Origin of the sequence: Kineococcus xinjiangensis (assembly GCF_002934625.1) — a bacterium.
In the GTDB taxonomy this organism is placed as follows: domain Bacteria; phylum Actinomycetota; class Actinomycetes; order Actinomycetales; family Kineococcaceae; genus Kineococcus_A; species Kineococcus_A xinjiangensis.
The window spans coordinates 511,966-530,813 of the sequence record NZ_PTJD01000001.1; the positions used below are offsets into that span (position 1 = coordinate 511,966).

General features: G+C 76.8%; 12 protein-coding genes. 4 read left to right on the plus strand and 8 right to left on the minus strand.

What is annotated here, in order from left to right; translation table 11 throughout:
• The first annotated feature begins 114 nt into the window (after positions 1-114).
• The gene (locus tag CLV92_RS02275; RefSeq protein WP_104431106.1) at positions 115-663 is read left to right on the plus strand and encodes a nucleoside/nucleotide kinase family protein; all 549 of its coding nucleotides are present in this window, start codon (positions 115-117) and stop codon (positions 661-663) included.
• Positions 664-669: 6 nt separating this feature from the next.
• Here CLV92_RS02275 and nudC read toward each other — a convergent pair whose 3' ends face one another.
• Complete coding sequence (nudC, locus tag CLV92_RS02280) at positions 670-1,707, minus strand: NAD(+) diphosphatase (RefSeq protein WP_146099379.1); 1,038 nt, start codon at positions 1,705-1,707, stop codon at positions 670-672.
• A 161-nt stretch (positions 1,708-1,868) separates the two neighbouring features.
• On the opposite strand from nudC, the gene CLV92_RS02285 reads away from it, so the two are divergent.
• Together CLV92_RS02285 and CLV92_RS02290 are read left to right on the plus strand one after the other, a co-directional pair.
• Complete coding sequence (locus CLV92_RS02285) at positions 1,869-2,786, plus strand: phosphotransferase (protein ID WP_104431108.1); 918 nt, start codon at positions 1,869-1,871, stop codon at positions 2,784-2,786.
• Between the two features lie 39 nt (positions 2,787-2,825).
• A complete protein-coding gene (locus CLV92_RS02290) occupies positions 2,826-3,623 on the plus strand; it encodes an endonuclease/exonuclease/phosphatase family protein (protein WP_211290781.1) in 798 nt (265 codons plus the stop codon).
• A gap of 339 nt (positions 3,624-3,962) precedes the next feature.
• Here the strand turns inward: CLV92_RS02290 and CLV92_RS02295 are convergent, their stop codons facing one another.
• The 7 genes from CLV92_RS02295 to CLV92_RS02325 form a co-directional block, all read right to left on the minus strand.
• Complete coding sequence (locus CLV92_RS02295; RefSeq protein ID WP_104431109.1) at positions 3,963-7,109, minus strand: M14 family metallopeptidase; 3,147 nt, start codon at positions 7,107-7,109, stop codon at positions 3,963-3,965.
• Positions 7,110-7,290: 181 nt separating this feature from the next.
• Positions 7,291-7,995, minus strand: a complete 705-nt coding sequence (locus tag CLV92_RS02300) for an SDR family oxidoreductase (RefSeq protein ID WP_104431110.1) — start codon at positions 7,993-7,995, stop codon at positions 7,291-7,293.
• A 67-nt stretch (positions 7,996-8,062) separates the two neighbouring features.
• On the minus strand, positions 8,063-10,003 hold the full coding sequence (locus tag CLV92_RS02305) for an ABC transporter ATP-binding protein (RefSeq protein WP_104431111.1): 1,941 nt from the start codon (positions 10,001-10,003) through the stop codon (positions 8,063-8,065).
• A gap of 147 nt (positions 10,004-10,150) precedes the next feature.
• On the minus strand, positions 10,151-13,525 hold the full coding sequence (locus CLV92_RS02310) for an ATP-dependent helicase (protein WP_104431112.1): 3,375 nt from the start codon (positions 13,523-13,525) through the stop codon (positions 10,151-10,153).
• A complete protein-coding gene (locus CLV92_RS02315; protein ID WP_211290782.1) occupies positions 13,522-16,773 on the minus strand; it encodes an ATP-dependent helicase in 3,252 nt (1,083 codons plus the stop codon). The genes CLV92_RS02310 and CLV92_RS02315 overlap by 4 nt, the downstream gene beginning before the upstream one ends.
• A gap of 41 nt (positions 16,774-16,814) precedes the next feature.
• Complete coding sequence (locus tag CLV92_RS02320) at positions 16,815-17,174, minus strand: MGMT family protein (RefSeq protein WP_245886366.1); 360 nt, start codon at positions 17,172-17,174, stop codon at positions 16,815-16,817.
• 225 nt (positions 17,175-17,399) lie between these two features.
• A complete protein-coding gene (locus tag CLV92_RS02325) occupies positions 17,400-18,389 on the minus strand; it encodes a DUF3152 domain-containing protein (RefSeq protein ID WP_104431114.1) in 990 nt (329 codons plus the stop codon).
• A gap of 174 nt (positions 18,390-18,563) precedes the next feature.
• Between CLV92_RS02325 and CLV92_RS02330 the strand changes: the two genes are divergently transcribed.
• Complete coding sequence (locus CLV92_RS02330; protein WP_104431115.1) at positions 18,564-18,788, plus strand: DUF3107 domain-containing protein; 225 nt, start codon at positions 18,564-18,566, stop codon at positions 18,786-18,788.
• Positions 18,789-18,848: the final 60 nt, after the last annotated feature.

Sequence of the window (18,848 nt, forward strand, 5' to 3'; positions counted from 1 at the left end):
GCGCCCGCTGCGGCGCCGGGGGCGGGGCGGGTCGAGCCGACGACCCCCGCGGTCTTCGCGCGCCGCCTCGCCGCGGACCTGCCCGCCACCGCGCGCCTCGGCGTCGACGGGGCCGTGGACGCCGACACGGCGTGGCTCGCCGACCACCTCGCGGTGGCGCTGCGGGAGCGGGGTCGCGCCGTGGCACGGGTGAGCTGGCGCGGCTTCTGGCGCGCCCGCTCCCTGCGCCTGGAGCACGGCCGCCACGACCCCGACTCCTACTACGAGTCGTGGACGGACGTGTCCGGCCTGCGCCGGGAGGTGCTCGATCCCATGCGTCCCGGCGCGGCGTGGACGTGGGTCCCCAGCCTGTGGGACGCCGAGCGCGACCGCGCCACCCGCGCCCCGCGCATCCAGGCCGCGCCGGGCACGGTCGTCGTGCTCGACGGGCCCTTCCTGCTGCGCCCCGAACTGGCGGACGCCCTGGACGCCGTCGTCCACCTGCAGACCTCCGACGCGGCCGTCCGGCGCCGTCTCGCGGAGGCCGACCGCGCCCCGGACGCCGAGCAGGTGCTCGGGGCGTGGCACCGCTACCTGAGCGAGGCGCGCCCCGCCGACACCGCCGCCGCGGTGCTGCGCTTCGAGGACCCCCGCCACCCCGCCCTGGTGCTGCGGGGCCGGTGATCCGCCTCACCAGCGGGAGCCGTCCTCCGGTTCCGGCAGCGGCCCGCTGAACCAGGCCTCGACGATCCGGCGCGCGATGGACAGCGCCGAGGGGGCGATCACCCGGCCGGCGGTGATCTCCGCGGCGAGCTCCTCGCGGGTGAACCAGCGGGCGTGCTCGATCTCCTCGCCGTCGACGTCGATGCGGCCGTCCACCGCGCGCGCCGCGAACGCCACCATGATCGAGGCGGGGAACGGCCACGGCTGGCTGCCCAGGTAGACGACGTCGCCGGGCTGGTCCCCGATGACGACCCCGGCCTCCTCGTGCGCCTCGCGGCGCACCGTGGCCTCGAAGGACTCCCCCGGCTCGACGAAGCCCGCCAGCACCGAGTACCTGTTCGCCGGCCACACCGGCTGGCGCCCCAGCAGCAGCCGGTCCAGCTCGTCGATCACGCCCATGATCACCGCGGCGTCGGTGCGCGGGAAGTGCTGCGCGCCGTCCTCGACGTCGACCTTCACCCACCCGGCCTGCTCGGGGCGCAGCCGGTGGCCGGTGCGCGGGGAGTAGCGGGTCACGGCGTGCCAGTTCGCCATCGCGACGGCCTCGGTGAGGGTCATGGCCTCCACCTCGCCGAGGAGCAGACCGGCCTGCCGCAGGCCCCACCACTGCCCGCCCTCCTCCTCGGGGGGCTCCGCGGAGCTGATGTGCGCGACGTGCTCGACACCGCCGTCGCTGCCCAGGTAGAGCAGCAGGTCGTCCTCCCCCGGCTCCGGCACCTGCGACGGCGGCACCCACGCCAGCCGCACCTCGCCGCCGTCGGTCCGCACCGGCGCGCGACCGGCCCGCAGCCGCAGGACGCGGGTCCCCTCCCGCTGCCGGAGCGTGTCGAGCAGACCCGGCTCGGTGCGCCGGTGCGCGCTGCGGTCCAGGCCCCGCCGGGACAGGGTCAGCCCCCGCAGCGGCGGCCCCGGCAGCGACGCCGCGGGAGCCCCCGTCCGGCCGGATCCGATCCCGTCGGGGGCGTCCCGCGGCCCGGAGGGGTTCGGCTGCGCTGCGGAATCCACGACCGGCACCCTAGATCGCCGCGCCCCGGCCCGCCCCGGCGCTCCCCGCGGCCGCTCCCCGCAGGTGATCGGCCCGCATCGGGGCGGAGTCCGCGGGATGTCGGCGTGGTGTCGCGGGTGGGGTCCGTGCCCCGCGGATCGCGGCGCAATACCGTGGGCGGGTGCCGCACCGCTCCCCCCTCGCCCTCGCCGCCCTCGCGACCGCCGCCGTCCGCGGCCTCGACGTGGTCGCGGCGGGCCCGGGCGACGGCGACGGCGGCGACTACGCCGTCGCGGTGGTCGTCGACGCGGAGCGGCGCGAGTGGGTGGTGCGCGCCCCGGCCCGGCCCGCGGCGGGGGCGGCCCTCGACACCGAGCTGCAGCTGCTGCGCCGGCTGGCGGGGCGGCTGCCCTTCGCGGTGCCGGTGCAGGAGGGCGCGGTGGAGCTCCCCGAGGGCGGCCAGTGCCTCGTGCACCGCAAGCTGCCCGGGGCTGCCCTGCACCCGGAGGACGTGCAGCCGGGCCCCGGTCTGGCCGCGGCCCTCGGCGGTGCCATCGCGGCGGTCCACCGCCTCGACCCGCAGGTGCTGGCCGAGGCGGGCGCTCCCGTCTACGAGTCCGAGGAGTACCGGCTGCGACGGCTGTCGGAGCTGGACCGGGCCGCCGCGACCGGGCACGTGCCGCCGCGGCTGCTCACCCGCTGGGAGGTGCTCATGGAGGACGTGCCCCGCTGGCGCTTCGCGCCCCTGCCCGTCCACGGAGACCTCATGGGTGAGCACGTCCTCGCCGAGGGCACCCGCGTGGTCGGCATGCAGGGCTGGACCGAGGCGAAGGTCGCCGACCCCGCCGACGACTTCGCGTGGCTTGCCGTCGGCGCCGACGCCGACGCGCTGGAGTCCGTGCTCGAGGCCTACGCCCACGCCCGCGGCGAGGCACCGGACCCGCACCTGCTGCACCGCGCCCGCCTCGCCGGGGAGCTCGCGCTGGCGCGGTGGCTGCTGCTGGGCGTGCGGCTGGACGACGAGGAGATCGTCGAGGACGCGCGCCGCATGCTGCTCGACCTGGACGAGCACGCCGACGCCGTGCCGCTGGCACCGTGACCACCCGCGCACCGGCCACCGCGCGGGCGTAGGCATCCCGTGCCCGAGCAGCCCCTGCGCCTGGTCAGCTGGAACGCCGCCTCCGGTCGGGGGCGCGACGGCGTGGTGCGCCCCGGGGCGCTGGCGGAGGCCGCGGCGTCGCTGCGGGCCGACGTCCTCGCGCTGCAGGAGGTCGACTCCGCGCAGCCGCGCTCCGGCGGCGTGGACCAGGTCGCCGAGGCGGCCGCGCGCTGCGCGCACGGTGGCGGGGCGTGGTCGTGGCGGTTCGCCCGCGCGCTGCTCGGCACACCGGGGCGGCGCGGCGGGTTCGTGCCCGCCACGGGCGGTGCCGGCGAGACCGGGCCCTCCTACGGGGTGGGGCTGCTCACGCCGCACCCGGTGACCGCCTGGCACGAGTTCCGCATGCCCGCCGGGCGCGGCGTGCTCCCGCTGCCCCTGCCACCGGGCGCGCCGCAGCGGGTGATGCTCGTGCCCGACGAGCCGCGGGTGGCCGTCGCGGCGGTGGTGGAGACCCCCCGGGGGACGCTGACCGTCGTCTGCACCCACCTGTCCTTCGTGCCGACCCGTGCGAGCGTGCAGCTGCTGGCGCTGCGGCAGTGGGCGCGGTCCCTGCCGGCGCCGCGCGTGCTGCTGGGCGACCTCAACCTGCCCGGCCGGCTGCCCGCCGCCCTCACCGGCTGGCAGCGGCTCGCGGCGCAGCGCACCTTCCCGGCGCCGTTCCCTCGGGTGCAGTTCGACCACGCGCTGGGCGAGGAGCTGCCGCTGCCCGTGCGGGGCAGTGCCGCCGTGGACCTGCCGGTGAGCGACCACCGGGCGCTGGTCGTCGAACTGGGCTGAGGGCGACCGACCGGGCGACGGCGCTTCAGCGCGGGGGCTCAGGCGCCGAACATGGAAGTGGCGGTGCCCCGGTCCAAGCCCCGGGCTCCAACCCTTCGTCGCTGTGAGCGACCACCGTGCCGACAGGCGCTTGCGGGGCACCGCCACCCACCGCTCCTCTGGCCGAGGCGCTGTCGCGGATGCGTCCGGCACGAACATCGCCGGCATCCGGAAGCGCATCCCCGGCCGCCGCCGCGCCGCCACGCGGGCGGACGCACGGCGGCCCCGGGCCGGACGTCGCCGGCACCGGGGCCGCCGCACCGCCGCGGGTCGTGCCCGCAGCGGTGCGCCCCTGCGTCGTTACGAGCCCAGCAGGCGCTGCACCGCGTCGCCGGACACCGCGGCGCGCCGGCCCACGTCCACCTGCTCGATGCCGAAGCCGAGGAGGACCGAGTCCTCCGTGGCAACGGCGGCCGTGCGCCCGCCGAGGCCCGTCGAGACCTCGAAGTCCGCTGCGTTGCCGGGGCTGCCCTCCGGCGCGCCGGGAGCGGTCCACGCCCCGAGACCCTGCTCGAAGCCCTCGGCTTCCCGCGCCCCGGCGGCAGTGCCCAGCCGGGTGTCGTCGACGAGGACGCCGGCCCCGCCGACCGCCCCGTCGGTGACGTAGCTGATGCTCACCTCGACCTCCTCACCCGCGAAGCGCGAGAGGTCGAAGGCGACCTGCTTCCAGCCGGCGGAGTCCCCGGTGAGCGCGTGCCACTCACCGGTGGTGCCCTCCGGACGGCAGTCGGCGCCCGGGGTCAGGTAGTGCGCCAGCCGCGGGTGGGTTCCGACGACGCTGCAGTCGGTCGGGACGTCCCTGCTCGTGGCCCCGCCGCGCTCGGGCAGCGTGGTCCAGTCGTCCGTTCCGACGGTGCGCGCCTCCACGAAGGCGCTGTCGTAGCCGGGTTCGATGTCCCACGACATCTGCGCCAGCAGCGCAGGGGCGTCCGCGGCGCTGATCCCGCTCAGGTCGAAGGTCCGGGTCAGCCGCGCGTAGGCGTTGTCCGAGTGCCGCGTGGCGGCCGCGGAGCCGCCCTCGACGGGCAGCAGCGGCCCCTTCGCGCCGGTGTAGTCGGCGATCCCGCGGCTGGCGAACTGCGGGAACTGCTCCACGGGCAGGACATCGCTGGTCACGGTGAAAGCGCCGGGCTCGTCGACCGGGTTCTCCTCGACGGCGGGCCCGCCGAACTCCAGCGACAGCCCGGCACCGGGGCCACCGGGGGTGCCCCGGACGCCCTCCGCCGAGGAGAGGGAGCTGCGGGAGTAGGCACCCAGGTAGTACTGCGTGAAGTCGTCCGCCAGCAGCAGGCAGTCGCCGTACGCGTCGGACGTGACGACGCAGTCCTCCTCCGGCGCCCCGTCGAGGCCGTACCAGATCCCCCCGAGCGCGGTGCCGAGCCTCCCGTAGTACCCGGCGGTCTCCCCCGAGTGGACGAGCTTGCCCCCCTCGTTCAGGTAGTCGCGCATCGCCAGCGTCAGGTGCTGCGCCCGCTCGGCCACGGCGACGTCCTCGTACGGCTGCCCGAAGACCTCCGTGATCCGGTCCTCGGGGTCCTGCGTCAGCCGGTTCTCCCCGAGGTACCACAGCACGGCGTCGTAGTGGCCGAGGACGCCGAGGTCGTGCGGCACGCCCTGGGCGTCGACGTCCCAGGTGTCGGCGGCGATCCCGCGGGCGGCCAGCGCCTCCACGTGGGCGCGCAGGTGCTCCGGGGAGCGGACGCTGTCGGGCTGGTCCGGGTTCACGCCGGTGTAGTCCTCGTTCGCGACGACCAGGACGCGCCGGCCGGTGTCGGAGGCGACGGTGTACGTGAAGTGCTCGCTCTCCACCCGCTCGCGCTTCCGCGACCGCCCGCCGTCGGTCCGGCCCTCGAACCAGACCTCCACGCGGTCGCCGGGCTTCGCGCCGCGGACCTCACCGCGGAGCTCGGCGTAGTACTGGTCACCCTCGGCGCCGTAGCGCTCGCCTCCCTGCCACTGCGTGACCTTCGCCCGCCGGACGGGCCCGTCGCCGATGCGGTAGCGCATGCGCACGCCGCGCAGGGACCGCTTCGCGACGACGGCCACGGTCTGCGGGTCGCCGTAGGAGACGCTGAAGGTGTCGACGAGGAAGTCCTCCGCGCGGTGGCCGACCGCGGAGACCGGGTCGTCCGGGTCGGCGGCGGACTGCGCGACCGACAGCGCAAAGGGCACGTTCCGCTCGAACTCCGCGCTGATGAGCCGCTCGTCGTCGGGGAACTCGAAGACGCTGCCGCACGCCTGCGGCTCCCACGCGTCGCCCTCCACGGAGGCCGCGGCACTGGCGCAGGTCGCCATCTCCGGGGTGAACCCGAGTGTGCCGTGCGCCTCGTGCACGTGCGTGGTCGTGTCGCCGTTCGTGGTGTACAGCTCGGCGGACAGGTCGGGGTCGTAGCCGGGGACCGCCGGCTCGCGGTCGTCACCGGCGAGGGCCGCGTACACGATGTCGTCGGGCGTGGAGGTCGAGACCTGCCAGCCGGAACCGTAGAGCAGCAGCTCCGCGGCGGAGTGGTAGTTGACGAGGAACTCCGGGGTGATCCGCTTCACGAGGGCGTCCAGTGCCTTCGTCTCCGGCTCCGACGCGGGGGACGGCCCCCGGTACGTCTCGCTCGCCGGGTTCGGCGAGGAGCCTTCGTTGTCGTAGCCCCACTTGGTGGGGAAGTTCCGGTTGAGGTCCACACCGTCGCCCGGGGTGATGCGCCCGTCGCCGTTGTTGTCCCGGAGGTTCTTGCGCCAGAGCCGGTTGCCCTCCTCGAACGTGAAGTCGTAGCCGTCGGGGTTGGCGACCGGCACGAACCACAGCTCGTTCTCGTCCACCAGGCGGGTGATGGCGGGGTCGCGACCGTAGGAGTCGAGCACGCGGTCGAGGAGGCGGCGCACCATCTCCGGGGTGATCCACTCCCGGGCGTGCTGCGCGCCGACGTACACCGTCGTCGGCTTCCTGCCGTCGGGGGTGCGCGACGCACGCGCGCTGACCTTGACGGCCAGGATGTCCTGGCCCTGCACGGTCTTGCCGATCGTGACGAGCTTGGTGGTGCGGGGGTGCTCGGCGATCTGGCGGCGCAGTTCCTCGGCGATGCCACCCGGTCCGGAGTAGCGGCGGAACACCCCCTCGCCGGGCTCCTGCTGGGCCTGGGCTCGCGCCTGCGCGGAGGACTCCACCGCGAGGTGGACGCCCTGGGCTGCGAGCCGGCGCGCTTGCTCCCCGCTGAGGACGACCTCCACGCGGGAACCGCCGGGCACCCCGGGCGCACCGGTGACGGCGATCTCGTGGCGGTCGATCCCGAGCCGGGCGAGGGCCTCGAGGCCGGCGACGTCGAGGACGCCGGTGTAGTTGGCCAGGCGGTCCGCGCCGGGCGCGGGTGCCGGGCTCGCCGCGGCCGTGCCCCCGGCGAGCAGCGGCAGGACGAGGGCGAGGGCGGGCAGGGTCGTTCGGATGCGTCGTCGCATGAGTTCCCCGTCGACTGTGACCAGCAGAAACCGGCTCACCGTCCACCCGCTGACTACTCTCTGTCAACGGTCCGTCGGGAGAACTTCTCCCGCGGAGGCGGGGAGCCCGGCGGATGTCGCGCTCCCGCGCGGTCGGGCCCGGCAGAACCGGTGGTGGTGCGCCGGACGCGGGCACGCTCGGTCATCGGTCCGGCCGCTGCCCGGTGGGGCGCACGACGATCTCACCGATGTCGACCTCCGGCGGCTGCTCCAGCGCGAAGAGCACTGCGCGGGCCACGTCCTCCGGGCGCAGGCGCGGCTCTGCCAGCCGGTCGGAACTCGTCTCCCCCGCGTCGACCATGCCCGGCTGGACGAGGGTGACCCGCACCCCGGTGGCCGTCACCTCCGCACGGATCGACTGCGCCATCGCGGTGACCGCCCACTTCGTGGCCGAGTAGAGCTGGCCGGGGACCACCACGCGCCCGGCGACGGACCCGGTGAGGACAAGGTGCCCGCGGGACGCGATGAGGGCCGGCAGCGCGGCGCGGGCCACGAGCGCGGTGCCGAGGACGTTGGTGAGGACCATGTCCCGCCACTGCTGCGGGGTTCCGGTGCCGTGCAGGAACGACGTGGGCGTGAAGGAGCCCGCGTTGGCGAACACGGCGTCCAGCCGGCCGAAGGCGGCGAGGGCGGCCGGGACCAGGGCGTCGACGTCCTCCGCCCGGGTCACGTCGCACGGCACCGCCACGGCACGGGAGGCGCCGCCCAGCTCCGCCGCCAGCCCCCGCAGCGCATCGGCCCGCCGCGCGGCCAGCACGAGGCGCCGGCCGCGCGAGGCGGCCATCCGGGCGGTGGCCGCGCCGATGCCGGAGGACGCGCCGGTGACGAGGAGGACGGGGGCGTTCACGGCGGCGCATCCTGCCACCGCCGCCCCGGTCCCCTGCTCGACCGTCCCCTGCTCGGCCGTCCCCTGCTCAGCCGTGCGCCGGCTCCATCCCCGGCTCGTCCGCCGTCCGGCCGAACTCCGCCGGGCCCTCCCCGTCCCCGGCTTTCCGCTGGTCCGCGAACTGGGTGCGGTGCAGTTCCGCGTAACGGCCCTCCGCGGCCAGCAGCTCGACGTGGGTCCCGCGCTCCACGACGCGGCCCTCCTCCACGACGAGGATCTGGTCGGCGGAGCGGATCGTGGAGAGCCGGTGCGCGATGACGATCGCGGTGCGCCCCGCGAGGGCCTCCCCGAGCGCCTCCTGGACCGCCGCCTCCGACGTGGAGTCCAGGTGGGCGGTGGCCTCGTCGAGGACCACCACCCGCGGCTGCGCCAGCAGCAGCCGGGCGATCGTGAGCCGCTGACGCTCCCCACCCGAGAAGCGGTACCCGCGCTCGCCGACCACTGTGTCCAGCCCCTCGGGCAGGGCCGCGACGAGGTCGGCCATCCGGGCCCGCCGCAGCGCGTCCCGCAGCTGCTCGTCGCCCGCGCCGGGCGCTGCCAGCAGGAGGTTGGCCCGCAGCGACTCGTGGAACAGGTGCCCGTCCTGGGTGACCATCCCGAGGGTGGCGCGGATCGACTCGAACGTCAGCCGCCGCACGTCGACGCCTCCGAGGCGCACCGCCCCGGAGTCGACGTCGTAGAGACGGGCGAGCAGCTGCGCGATGGTGGACTTGCCCGCACCGGAGGATCCGACGATCGCCACGAGCTGACCGGGTTCGGCGCGGAACGACACCCCGTGCAGCACCTCCTCACCGGCCCGGTCGTCGAGGACCGCGACGTCCTCCAGGGACGCCAGCGACACCTCCGACGCGGTGGGGTAGGTGAAGCGCACGTCGTCGAACTCGACCGACACCGGGCCCTCGGGAACGGACACGGCGTCGGGTGCCTCCTCGATCAGCGGGCGCAGGTCGAGGATCTCGAAGACCCGCTCGAAGCTGACCAGGGCGCTCATGACCTCCACGCGGGCGTTCGCCAGCGCGGTCAGGGGGGCGTAGAGGCGGGTGATGAGCAGGGCGAGGGTGACGACCGCCCCGGCGTCGAGGTTCCCGCGCAGTGCCTGGACACCGCCGAGGCCGTAGACCAGTGCCAGCGCCAGCGCGGAGACCGTGGTCAGCGCGGTGACGAACACCGTCTGCAGCATCGCGCGGCGCACGCCGATGTCACGGACCCGGCGGACCCGGCGGGCGAACTCCGCCGACTCCTCCGCGGGGCGGCCGAACAGCTTCACGAGCGTCGCCCCGGGGGCGGAGAACCGCTCCGTCATCTGGGTGCTCATCGCCGCGTTGTGACCGGAGGACTCCCGCTCCAGCTGCGCCAGCCGCGACCCCATGCGGCGGGCGGGGAGCACGAACACGGGAAGGAGCAGCAGCGCCAGCAGCGTGATCTGCCAGGAGATGCTGAGCATCCACGCGAGGGTGAGCGCGAGGGTGACGAGGTTGCCCACGACGCCCGACAGGGTGCCGGCGAAGGCGCGCTGGGCGCCGATGACGTCGGAGTTCAGCCTGCTCACGAGCGCACCCGTGCGAGTGCGGGTGAAGAAGGCGATGGGCATCCGCTGGACGTGGTCGAACACCGCCGTGCGCAGGTGCTCGATCAGCCCCTCCCCGATCATCGCGGACAGCCACCGCGACAGCAGCCCGAAGCCCGCCTCGAGGATCGCGATGACGGCGATCAGAGCGGCGAGGCCGATGACCACCCGAAGCTCGGCGCCCTCGACGATGGCGTCGACGACGTGCCCGGCCAGCACCGGCGTCGCCACGGCCAGCGCGGACGTGATGACGCTGAGCACGACGAACGCGATCAGGCGGCCGCGGTGCGGGCGGGCGAACGTGCCGATGCGGCGCACCGTCGCCCACGAGATCGGCTGCCTGCCCTTCTTGGCGTGCATCACGCTGTAGAGCGAGTGCCACGCCGTGCCCTGCATGTCCATCGAGCACCACCGGTTCCGGTTCGCGGTTCGGGAGCGGAGGCCCGTGCCTCCGGTTGTGCGGCCGTGGCCGTGGGCAACGCCGCACGGGCGGCGCGGATTCCTCCGGACCGGCCCGTGGCGACGCTAGAACCTCGACCGGAGTCGAGGTCAATCGGGCCCTGCGGGCACGGTGGCCACCAGCGCCTCCAGGGCCGCGGCGTCGAGCAGGTCCACCGGGCGCACGGTCTCCCCCGTGGAGGCGTAGAAGAACGCGGCGCTGACGTTCTCGGGGGGCAGGCCGTGCAGCCTCGACCAGGCCAGCCGGTAGACCGCCAGCTGCACGTCGCGCACCCGCGCCCGCTCGCCCTCCGGGGGGCGCCCCGTCTTCCAGTCGACGACGTCGTAGCGCACGGTGCCGTCGGCGTCCTCGGTGCGGAACACCGCGTCGATCCGGCCGCGCACCACCACGCCCGCCACCGGTGTCTCGACGGCGACCTCGACAGCCACCGGATCCCGCGAGGCCCACTCCGAGGCGAGGAAGCCGTCCTGGAGGCGGGCCAGTTCCGCGTCGTCGGCGGCGTCCTCGTCCGCCGCACCGGGCAGCTCCTCCAGGTCGAGCAGGGCACCGGCGCGGAAGCGGCGCTCCAGCCAGGCGTGGAACGCCGTGCCCCGCCGGGTCTGCGGGCGCGGCGCGGCCGGCATCGGCCGGCGCAGGGCGAGGGCGAGGGCCTGCGGGTCCTCCGCGAGCGCCACCAGCCGCGAGGCCGACAGGTGCTGGGGCAGCAGGACCTCCTGCGGGCCGCTTCCCGCGACGCGCTCGGCGAGGAGCAGTTCCGCCTGCCGCGCCCACTCCCGGACCTCCGCCACGCCGTCGTCGCCTGCACCGCGGCCGCCCGTCCCGGGGTGCTCCGTCCCGGGGTCCGTCCCGGGGTCCGCCTCGGGCAGCACGTCGGGATGCCCGCTCCGGGCCGCGGCCCGGACCTGCGCGGCGCCGCGCTCGACCTCGTCCCGGCGGGCCGCCAGCGGGTCCACCGGCCACACCACGCGCTGCGGCTCGGCGGTGCGCGGGTTCGGCGTGCCGGGCTGCGGACGCGGGGCGGGAGGCAGGCTCACCAGGCCCGGCAGCTCCTCCGGCGGCACGGCCAGCAGCTCCAGCAGGAAGCGCGAGGGCTCCCGGGGGGACGCCGGCTCGTCCCACCAGGCGCCGGAGAGCAGCAGCTCCTCGCGGGCCCGGGTGAAGGCGACGTAGGCCAGGCGGCGCTCCTCCGCCATCTCGTGGGCGCCGCAGGCCTGGCGGAACTCCTCTCGGGCCTCCTCCAGCTCCTTCTGCGTGCCCGCGGTGCGCAGCCCCCACGACGGCAGGTGCGCCCGGTCCCCGCGCAGCGGGAAAGGCACCGCGCCGGCGTCGCCGAGCCAGCCCGACGCCGTGTCGGCCGCGGCGGGCAGGACTCCCTCCACCAGTCCCGGCACGGCCACGACGTCCCACTCCAGGCCCTTGCTGGCGTGCACGGTGAGCAGCTGCACCGCGTTGGGGTCCACCTCCACCGCTCCCGGCTCCAGGCCTCGCTCCCGGGCGCGGGCCGCGTCCAGCCACGCCAGCAGGCCCCCGAGCGTCGGGCGCTGGGCCGTGGCGGCGAAGGAGGCGGCGGCATCGGCGAAGGCGTCCAGGTGCGCGCGGTCCGAGCCGGGCGCGGTGCCCGGCCGGGCTGCGACCTCCACGTCGAGGAGGAGGGCGCGCTCCACCTCCCCCACCAGGTCCGGCAGCGCCTGGTGGGTGCGGGTGCGCAGGTGCCTCAGGGTGCGGGACAGCACGTCCATGCGCCGCCTGCCCTCGGCGGAGAAGCGCCGCCCGTCCGGCGCGGTCCACGCCGGGCGGGGCAGGACGTCGAGGGCCTCCACGAGGCTGGCGCCGTCGGAGGTGTCGGGCAGCAGGACGTCGGCGTCGGCCCCGGCACGCTCGTCGGGGCGGCTCACGTGCAGCCGGTCCAGCTCGACGGCCCAGCGGGCCAGCAGCTCCAGGTCGCGCGGCCCGATCCGCCAGCGCGCACCCGTCAGCAGCCGCACGAGGTGGTCCCCGCGGGAGGGGTCGTGCAGGACGTGCAGGGCGGAGACGAGGTCGGCGACCTCCGGCGTGGACAGCAGCCCTCCCAGCCCGCCGACCTGCACGGGCAGCCCCGCCGCCCGCAGCGCGCGCTGCAGGGGGACGAACTGGCTGCGCTTGCGGCACAGCACCGCCGCGGAGCGCCGCTCGGCGCGGCGACCGTCGGCCAGCGCGGCGGTGTCGGCCGCCCAGACCTCCGCCAGCCGCGCGGCCACGTGTGCGGCCTCCTCCTCCACCGTGGGCAGGAAGGCGGTGCGCACCAGCCCGGGCCCGGCGCCCGGCCGCGCCCGCAGCGGCGGCACGACGCCGCCACCGCTGAGGGGCGCGGCGGCGACGTTGGCGACGGCGAGCACGGCCGCGTCGTTGCGCCACGAGGTCGACAGCGGCGCCACGGCCGCCGGGGTGCCGTCGGCGCGGGGGAAGTGCGCGGGGAAGCTCTGCAGGTTCCCCGCGCTGGCCCCCCGCCAGCCGTAGATCGACTGGTTCGGGTCGCCCACGGCCGTCACCGCGTGCCCGTCGCCGAAGAGGGAGCGCAGCAGGACGAGCTGGGCGTGGCTGGTGTCCTGGTACTCGTCGAGCAGCACCACCCGGAAGCGGGTCCGCTCCCCCACCCCGACCAGCCGGACCTCCTGCGCCAGGCGCGCGGCGAGGCGGACTTGGTCGCCGAAGTCGAGCTGCTCGCGCTCCGCCTTGCGGCGGGCGTACTCCTCCAGCAGCGGCACCAGCGCCCGGCGCGTGCGCAGGCCCGCGAGGACCTCGCGCACCTTCGCGTAGGGCTCGCCGGCCACGTGCGCGCCGAGCTTGGCGGCGCTGCGGTCGTCGCGCGGCAGGCGCAGCACGTGGGCGAGCGCGCGGTCGATCCACGCGGCGACGTCCTGCGGCTCCAGCAGGTGCTCCGCGCACTCACCCGCCAGGCCCAGCACCGCGCGCGTCACCGAGTCCGGTGCCAGGTCCACCTCGCCGAGGTCACCGCGCCAGCCCTCCACGACCTCCGTCGCCAGCTGCCAGGCACCGGCCTCCGTGAGCACCGTCGACTGCGGCTCCACGCCCAGGCGCAGCCCGTGGTCGGCGACCAGCGACGCGGCGTAGGAGTTGTAGGTGGCGATCGTCGGCTCACCGGCGTCGAGGTCGTGGGCGCCGGCGCCGCCGAGCCCGCGGGCGCGCAGCATCCGGAGGCGGCGGCGCACCCGCTCGGCGAGCTCGCCGGCCGCCTTGCGGGTGAAGGTGAGGCCGAGGACCTCCTCCGACTGCACGAGGCCGTTGGCGACGAGCCACACCACCCGGGAGGACATCGTCTCCGTCTTGCCGGAACCGGCCCCGGCCACCACCAGCATCGGCGCGACCGGTGCCTCGATGACCGCGGTCTGCTCCTCGGTCGGCAGCGGCCGCCCCAGCCGCTCGGCGATGGCCGCGGCGGAGAGGGCGGCGGTGAGTGCGGTCACGGCGCCGCCTCCTCGCCGGTGTCGACCACGCTGCGGCCCTCCTCCTGCACCGGGCAGCTGCCGCGGACGGGACAGGTGCGGCAGTGCGTGCCGGCCACGGCCTCGAACTGCGCCGCGGCCATGCCGTCGGCGGTGCGCTCGAGCAGGTCGCCCACCCAGCGGGGATCGGCGTCCTCCGCCAGCGGCGCCTGCGCCTGCACCGACACGCCCCGCTTCTCCCCCGTGCCCAGCTGCACCAGTGCCGCGCCGCCGGAGCCGGAGCCGACGTCGCCGAAGCTGCCCTGCTCCGCGGCCAGCTGGTAGACGCCGAGCTGGGCGTGCCGGGCGAGCTCGTCCTTGCGCGGCTTGCTGCCGCCGGTCTTGAGGTCCACGACGACGAGGCGGCCCTGCGCGTCCCGCTCCAGGCGGTCCACCCGTCCCCGCAGGCGCGCACGGCCCACGCCGACGGAGAAGTCCTGCTCCACCGCGACCAGCTCGCGCCCCTCCCGGCCGGCGAGGCGGTGGTACTCGGCGAGCTTGACGACCATCTCGTCGGCGCGTCGGCGGGTGGCGTCGCTGATCCAGCCCGGCGCCAGGCCCAGGCTCGGCCACGCCTCGTCGAGGCGGGCGCGCAGCTCCTCGGCACCCGCGGCGGGCGCCTCGGACGCCACCTGGTGCACGAGGCTGCCCACGGACTGGCCGGTGCTGTCGGCGGGGGTGCCGCCCACGGACTCCAGCAGCCAGCGGAGCGGGCAGTCCTCGAACAGGCCCACCCGGGACGGGGAGACCACCACCTCCTCCCCCGCCTCGCGCAGGGGGCGGGGGTCGGACAGCGGCGAGACCCCGTACCAGTCGTCCGGCCACGCGCCCGGCACGCCCGCCCTGGCCAGGCGCGCCAGCACCAGGGCCGCCGCCGCGCGCCGCCGCGGCCCCTCCACCGGAGCCGGCGCGCACACCACCTGCCGCAGCCGGGCCACCAGCGCCGGCAGCGACACCGCCCGCGGGACCTCCGCCAGCGGCCGTTCCCCCTCCTCGTCCCCCGGCGGGTCGACGAGGTCCAGGAAGGGCGAGGGCCGCTCGTCCTCGGTGCGCACCGAGGTGACCAGCAGCTCGGAACGGGCGCGGGAGACGGCGACGTGGAAGAGGCGCAGCTCGTCCTCCAGCACCGCGCGCCGCGCACCCCGGCCGTCCGCGGGCCGCCCGGCGACCAGGTCGACGAGCGCCTGCGCCCCGAGGACCGATCCCCGCAGGCGCAGGTCGGGCCAGGCGCCCTCCTGGACACCGGCCACGACGACGAGGTCCCACTCCCGCCCCACGGCCCCCTGCGGGGTGGTCAGCGTCACCGCGCCGGTGGCGGGGGCGCGCTCGGCGAGGGTGTCGGTGGGGACCTCCTCGGCCTGCAGCTGGTCGAGGAAGCGCAGGGCGCTGCCCGTGCCGGGGAACCGGTCGACGAAGCGCCCGGCGGCCTCGAAGAGGGCCACCACGGCGTCGAGGTCGCGGTCGGCGCGGGCACCGTCGCGCCCACCGGCCAGTGCCGCACGCTGCCACCGCGGGGCGAGGCCGCTGGCCTCCCACATCGCCCACAGCACGCTCTCCGCGGACGCGTCGCGGGCGCGGGCGGCGCTCCTGCCCGCCTGCAGGACCGCCGCGACGCGGTGCGCGGGCCGCAGGGCGGGGTCGGGCAGGGCCACCAGGCCCACCGGGTCGGCGAGGACGGCCGCCAGCACCACGTCGCTGGAGCGGTTGCCGCCCCCGGCGCGCTCCTCCCGCCGCAGGGCCTGCCGCAGGCGCCGCAGGCCCACGACGTCGGCGCCGCCCAGGGCCGAGGTGACGAGCTCGCGCGCCGCCTCGGCGTCGAGGGCCTCCGGGCGCAGCACGACCTGCAGCGCGGTGCACAGGGGCCGCACCGCGGGCTCGTCGCGCACCGGCATCTCCGCGAGCGGCACGGTGAGCGGCACCCCCGCGGCGGCCAGGCCCCGGCGCAGCGCGTCGGTAGAGCCCCCGGAGCGCACGAGGACGGCCATCTCGTCCCAGGGCACCCCCGCGAGCAGGTGCCGGGAGCGCAGCCGCTGGGCGATCCACGCTGCCTCCTGCGTCGGCGAGGACAGCACGACGGCCTCGACCCGCCCGCCGTCGCCCCCGGATGCGGCAGTCGCCGCAGGACCGGCCGCGGGAGTCGCGGGTCGCGGTGCGGGGTTGCGGTGCACCCCGCCCCCGACCGCCCCGATGCGGACCGCGACCCGGCCCGTGGCCGCGCGCAGCCGCGGCGCCTGCCGCCACGCCGTGGAGAGCACCACGGTGCCCGCGGGCCGGCCGTCGGCGCGGTGGTAGCGGGTGGGCAGCTCGGCCACGGTGCGGGCGTCGGCGCCGCGGAAGCCCTCCGTGACGGCGTCGGGGTCGGCGAAGAGCAGCAGGTCCCGGCCACCGCCGCAGAGCTCGTCGAGGAGCCGGAACCCGGCCTCGGAGACGTCGTGGGCGTCGTCCACGACGACGAGCCGCCAGCGCTCCCGCTCGGCGCGCAGCAGCTCCGGCGAGGTGCGCAGGTGCTCGGTCGCCTCGTCCACCACCCCGGCCGGGTCGTAGCCGTCGGCCCGCCCCAGCGCGTTGACGTCCAGGTACTCCTGCATGGCGCGCGCGGCGGCCAGCCACTCGGGGCGGGAGTGCCGCCGCCCCAGCTCGTCCAGGTCGGCCGGCGTCAGCCCGCGCTCGGTGGCGCGCATGAGGAGGTCGCGCAGCTCGGTGCGGAACGTGCGCAGCGTCCACGCCTCGCGCGGCACGTCCGCCGGCCACCCCGGGTCCGCGCCGGCCTGGTGCCCGCGGAGGAGCTCGGCGAGGACGAGGTCCTGCTCCGCACCGGTGATCAGCCGCGGCGGCGGGTCGCCCGCGGCCGCCCGGACCCGGCGCAGCAGGCCGAAGGCGTACGACTGCGGCGTGCGGGCGGCGGGCTCGGCCATCGTGCGGCGCAGCCGGTCGGTGATGCGGTCGCGCAGCGCACCCGCGGCCCGCCGCGACGGCGCCAGCACGAGGACGGCGTCCGGGTCGGTGCCGTCGCGCTCCACCCGGGCGGCCACGGCCTCCACCAGCGTCGTCGTGGCGCCCGTGCCCGGCGCGGACAGCACCACCAGCGGGCCGCTGCCGGTGCGGGCGGCGACGACCCGTTCCTGCGAGGGGTCCAGCAGCAGGTCGCGCGGGGCGAGCGCCGGCCGCCGCAGCAGGCGGGGCACCCGCGGCAGCGACGCGGCGGGGGCGCCGGGGTGCTGGAGCTTCACGGCCCCCATGGGAGCAGGCGCCTCCGACATCCCCGGCCCGCTCACCTGCGCCCGTCCCAGCGGGCGGCGGCCAGGTCGACGCGGACGTCGGCGGGATCGGCGGCCCGGCGCCGCAGGGGGGTCGCCTCCGCCCGCCAGCGGGCGACCGCGGTCGCGGCCAGCGGTGGCGCCGCGCTGCCGTCGGCGCGCAGGACCCGCCACCACGGGGAGCGGCTGCCGAAGCGGCGCAGCACGGTGCCGACGAGCCGCGGCCCGCGGTCCCCGGCCAGCTCCCCGACGTCCCCGTAGGTCAGCACCCGGCCGGCGGGGATGGCGTCGACCACGTCCAGGATCTCCTCGACGTGGACGGGGAGCAGCGGCGCACCCCCGTCCGCGGAGGGGCTGGGGGGACTGGGTTCCACCCCTCCAGGGTGCCAGCAGCGGGCGGGACGGCGGTGTCGGAGCCCTTCCACCTGTTCCTGCTGCGCGTGCGGCAGGTGGTGCACACGGCGGTCAGCGAGGGCGGCGCTGCCCTGCGGATCCGCTGGCGGCCTCCGCCGGACGGTCTCCGGGAAGCGTTGCGGCAGTAGCGGTATGAACCCTCGGGGGAAGCGGTGCGAACCCCGGGGGAGGGACGGCAGCGAGCGCTACGGGTTCGGCCAGGGGTTGGGGAGGCAGCCCTTGAGCCCCTTGGTCTGCTGCATCATCGTGGGGGCGGGGCGGCCGACCCCGGGGCAGGAGACGTGGTCGTGGCCGAGGAAGTGCCCGACCTCGTGGGTGACGAGGTACTGCCGGTAGGCGGTCCGGTCCTCGCCGTAGTCCTCGATCCCGAGCGTCCACCGGTGGCTCGTCAGGACCACCGTGTCGCCCGTCCGGCACGAGAGCTTCCCGAACGTCTCCAGCGGCCGGCACATGCGCCGGGAGGTGTCCGGGCTGGCGAGCACGAGGCGGATGTCGGCGGGCCCGTCGGTGCGGGCGAAGCTGACGCTCCCGTCGGCACCCCAGCCGCGGGGGTCGTTGAGCGTGGTGAGGACGAAACCGGCGAAGGCCGCCGCGTCCACGTCGAGTCCGCGTTCGACCTCCACCCGCACGCTGCGCTGCGGGCCGGGTCCGGGGGCCTGCGAAGCGCCGGGGACCACGTCGGTCTCGCCGGAGGCCGCCTGCGCCACCTCCATGGTGCGCACCCCGGCCTCGCGGTCGGCGTCGGTCACGCCCGGCGCGCCGGGGGCGTCGGTCACGCCCGGCGCGCCGGGGGCGTCCGCGGACCGAGCCTCCGCGGGGCCGTCCTCCGCGGGGCCGTCCTCCGCGGGGTCGTTCCCCGGTGCGGCGTCCGCGTCCGGGAGCACGCCTTCCGCGCCCTCCCCGGCGGCCCCGGACGGGGTCGGCTCCGGCTCTCCGGGCGGGCTCTGGGTGGAGGCGGAGGGTTCCGGAGCGGTCGAGGTGCTCCCGGAGGCGTCCGGCACCGAGGCCCCTGCGGGCACGCTCCCCTGCCCACCGGTGCACGCCGACGGCAGCAGGCAGGCCAGGGCGACGGCGGCGGCCCGCACGGCCCGCGCGGTGCGGGGCCTGCGCGCGGTCGTCGCGACGGCTCGCCGGGCCGGTGCGGATCCCGTCGCACCGGTCAGGTGGGCTTCCATGCGCCGAGCATCCCAGCCCCGGTCCCCGCCCGTCCCGGCGCCCGCGCCGGCCCGCCGCGTCCGCTCCTCGCGAACCCGCCCGGCCCGGCGGGCCCGGGCGCACTAACCTCGATCACAGCCCCGTGCGGGAGCCGCCCGGCGACCGCACTGCCCCACTCTCCAGGAGGACGCGCGGTGGAAGTTCGCATCGGAGTGCAGGACGTGGCCCGCGAGGTGGTGCTGGAGTCGTCGCAGACGGCCGACGAGATCGCCCAGGCCGTGGCCTCGGCCCTCGGCGAGGGAGGGACGCTGCGCCTGAAGGACGACAAGGGCCGCGAGGTCATCATCCCCGGCCGCTCGATCGGCTACGTCGACATCGGCGTCGCGGAGGTCCGGCAGGTGGGCTTCACGCTCGCTTGACGTCAGCGCTACCACATCGTAGCGCTGGGTTCACTACCACTCACAGGGGTCCCGCCACAA

What these genes read in the sequence shown, in the direction of transcription:
- CLV92_RS02325 (WP_104431114.1), bottom strand. Translation starts at nt 18,389, where the DNA reads ATGGAAGCCCACCTGACCGGTGCGACGGGATCCGCACCGGCCCGGCGA.
- CLV92_RS02295 (WP_104431109.1), bottom strand. Translation starts at nt 7,109, where the DNA reads ATGCGACGACGCATCCGAACGACCCTGCCCGCCCTCGCCCTCGTCCTG.
- CLV92_RS02305 (WP_104431111.1), bottom strand. Translation starts at nt 10,003, where the DNA reads ATGGACATGCAGGGCACGGCGTGGCACTCGCTCTACAGCGTGATGCAC.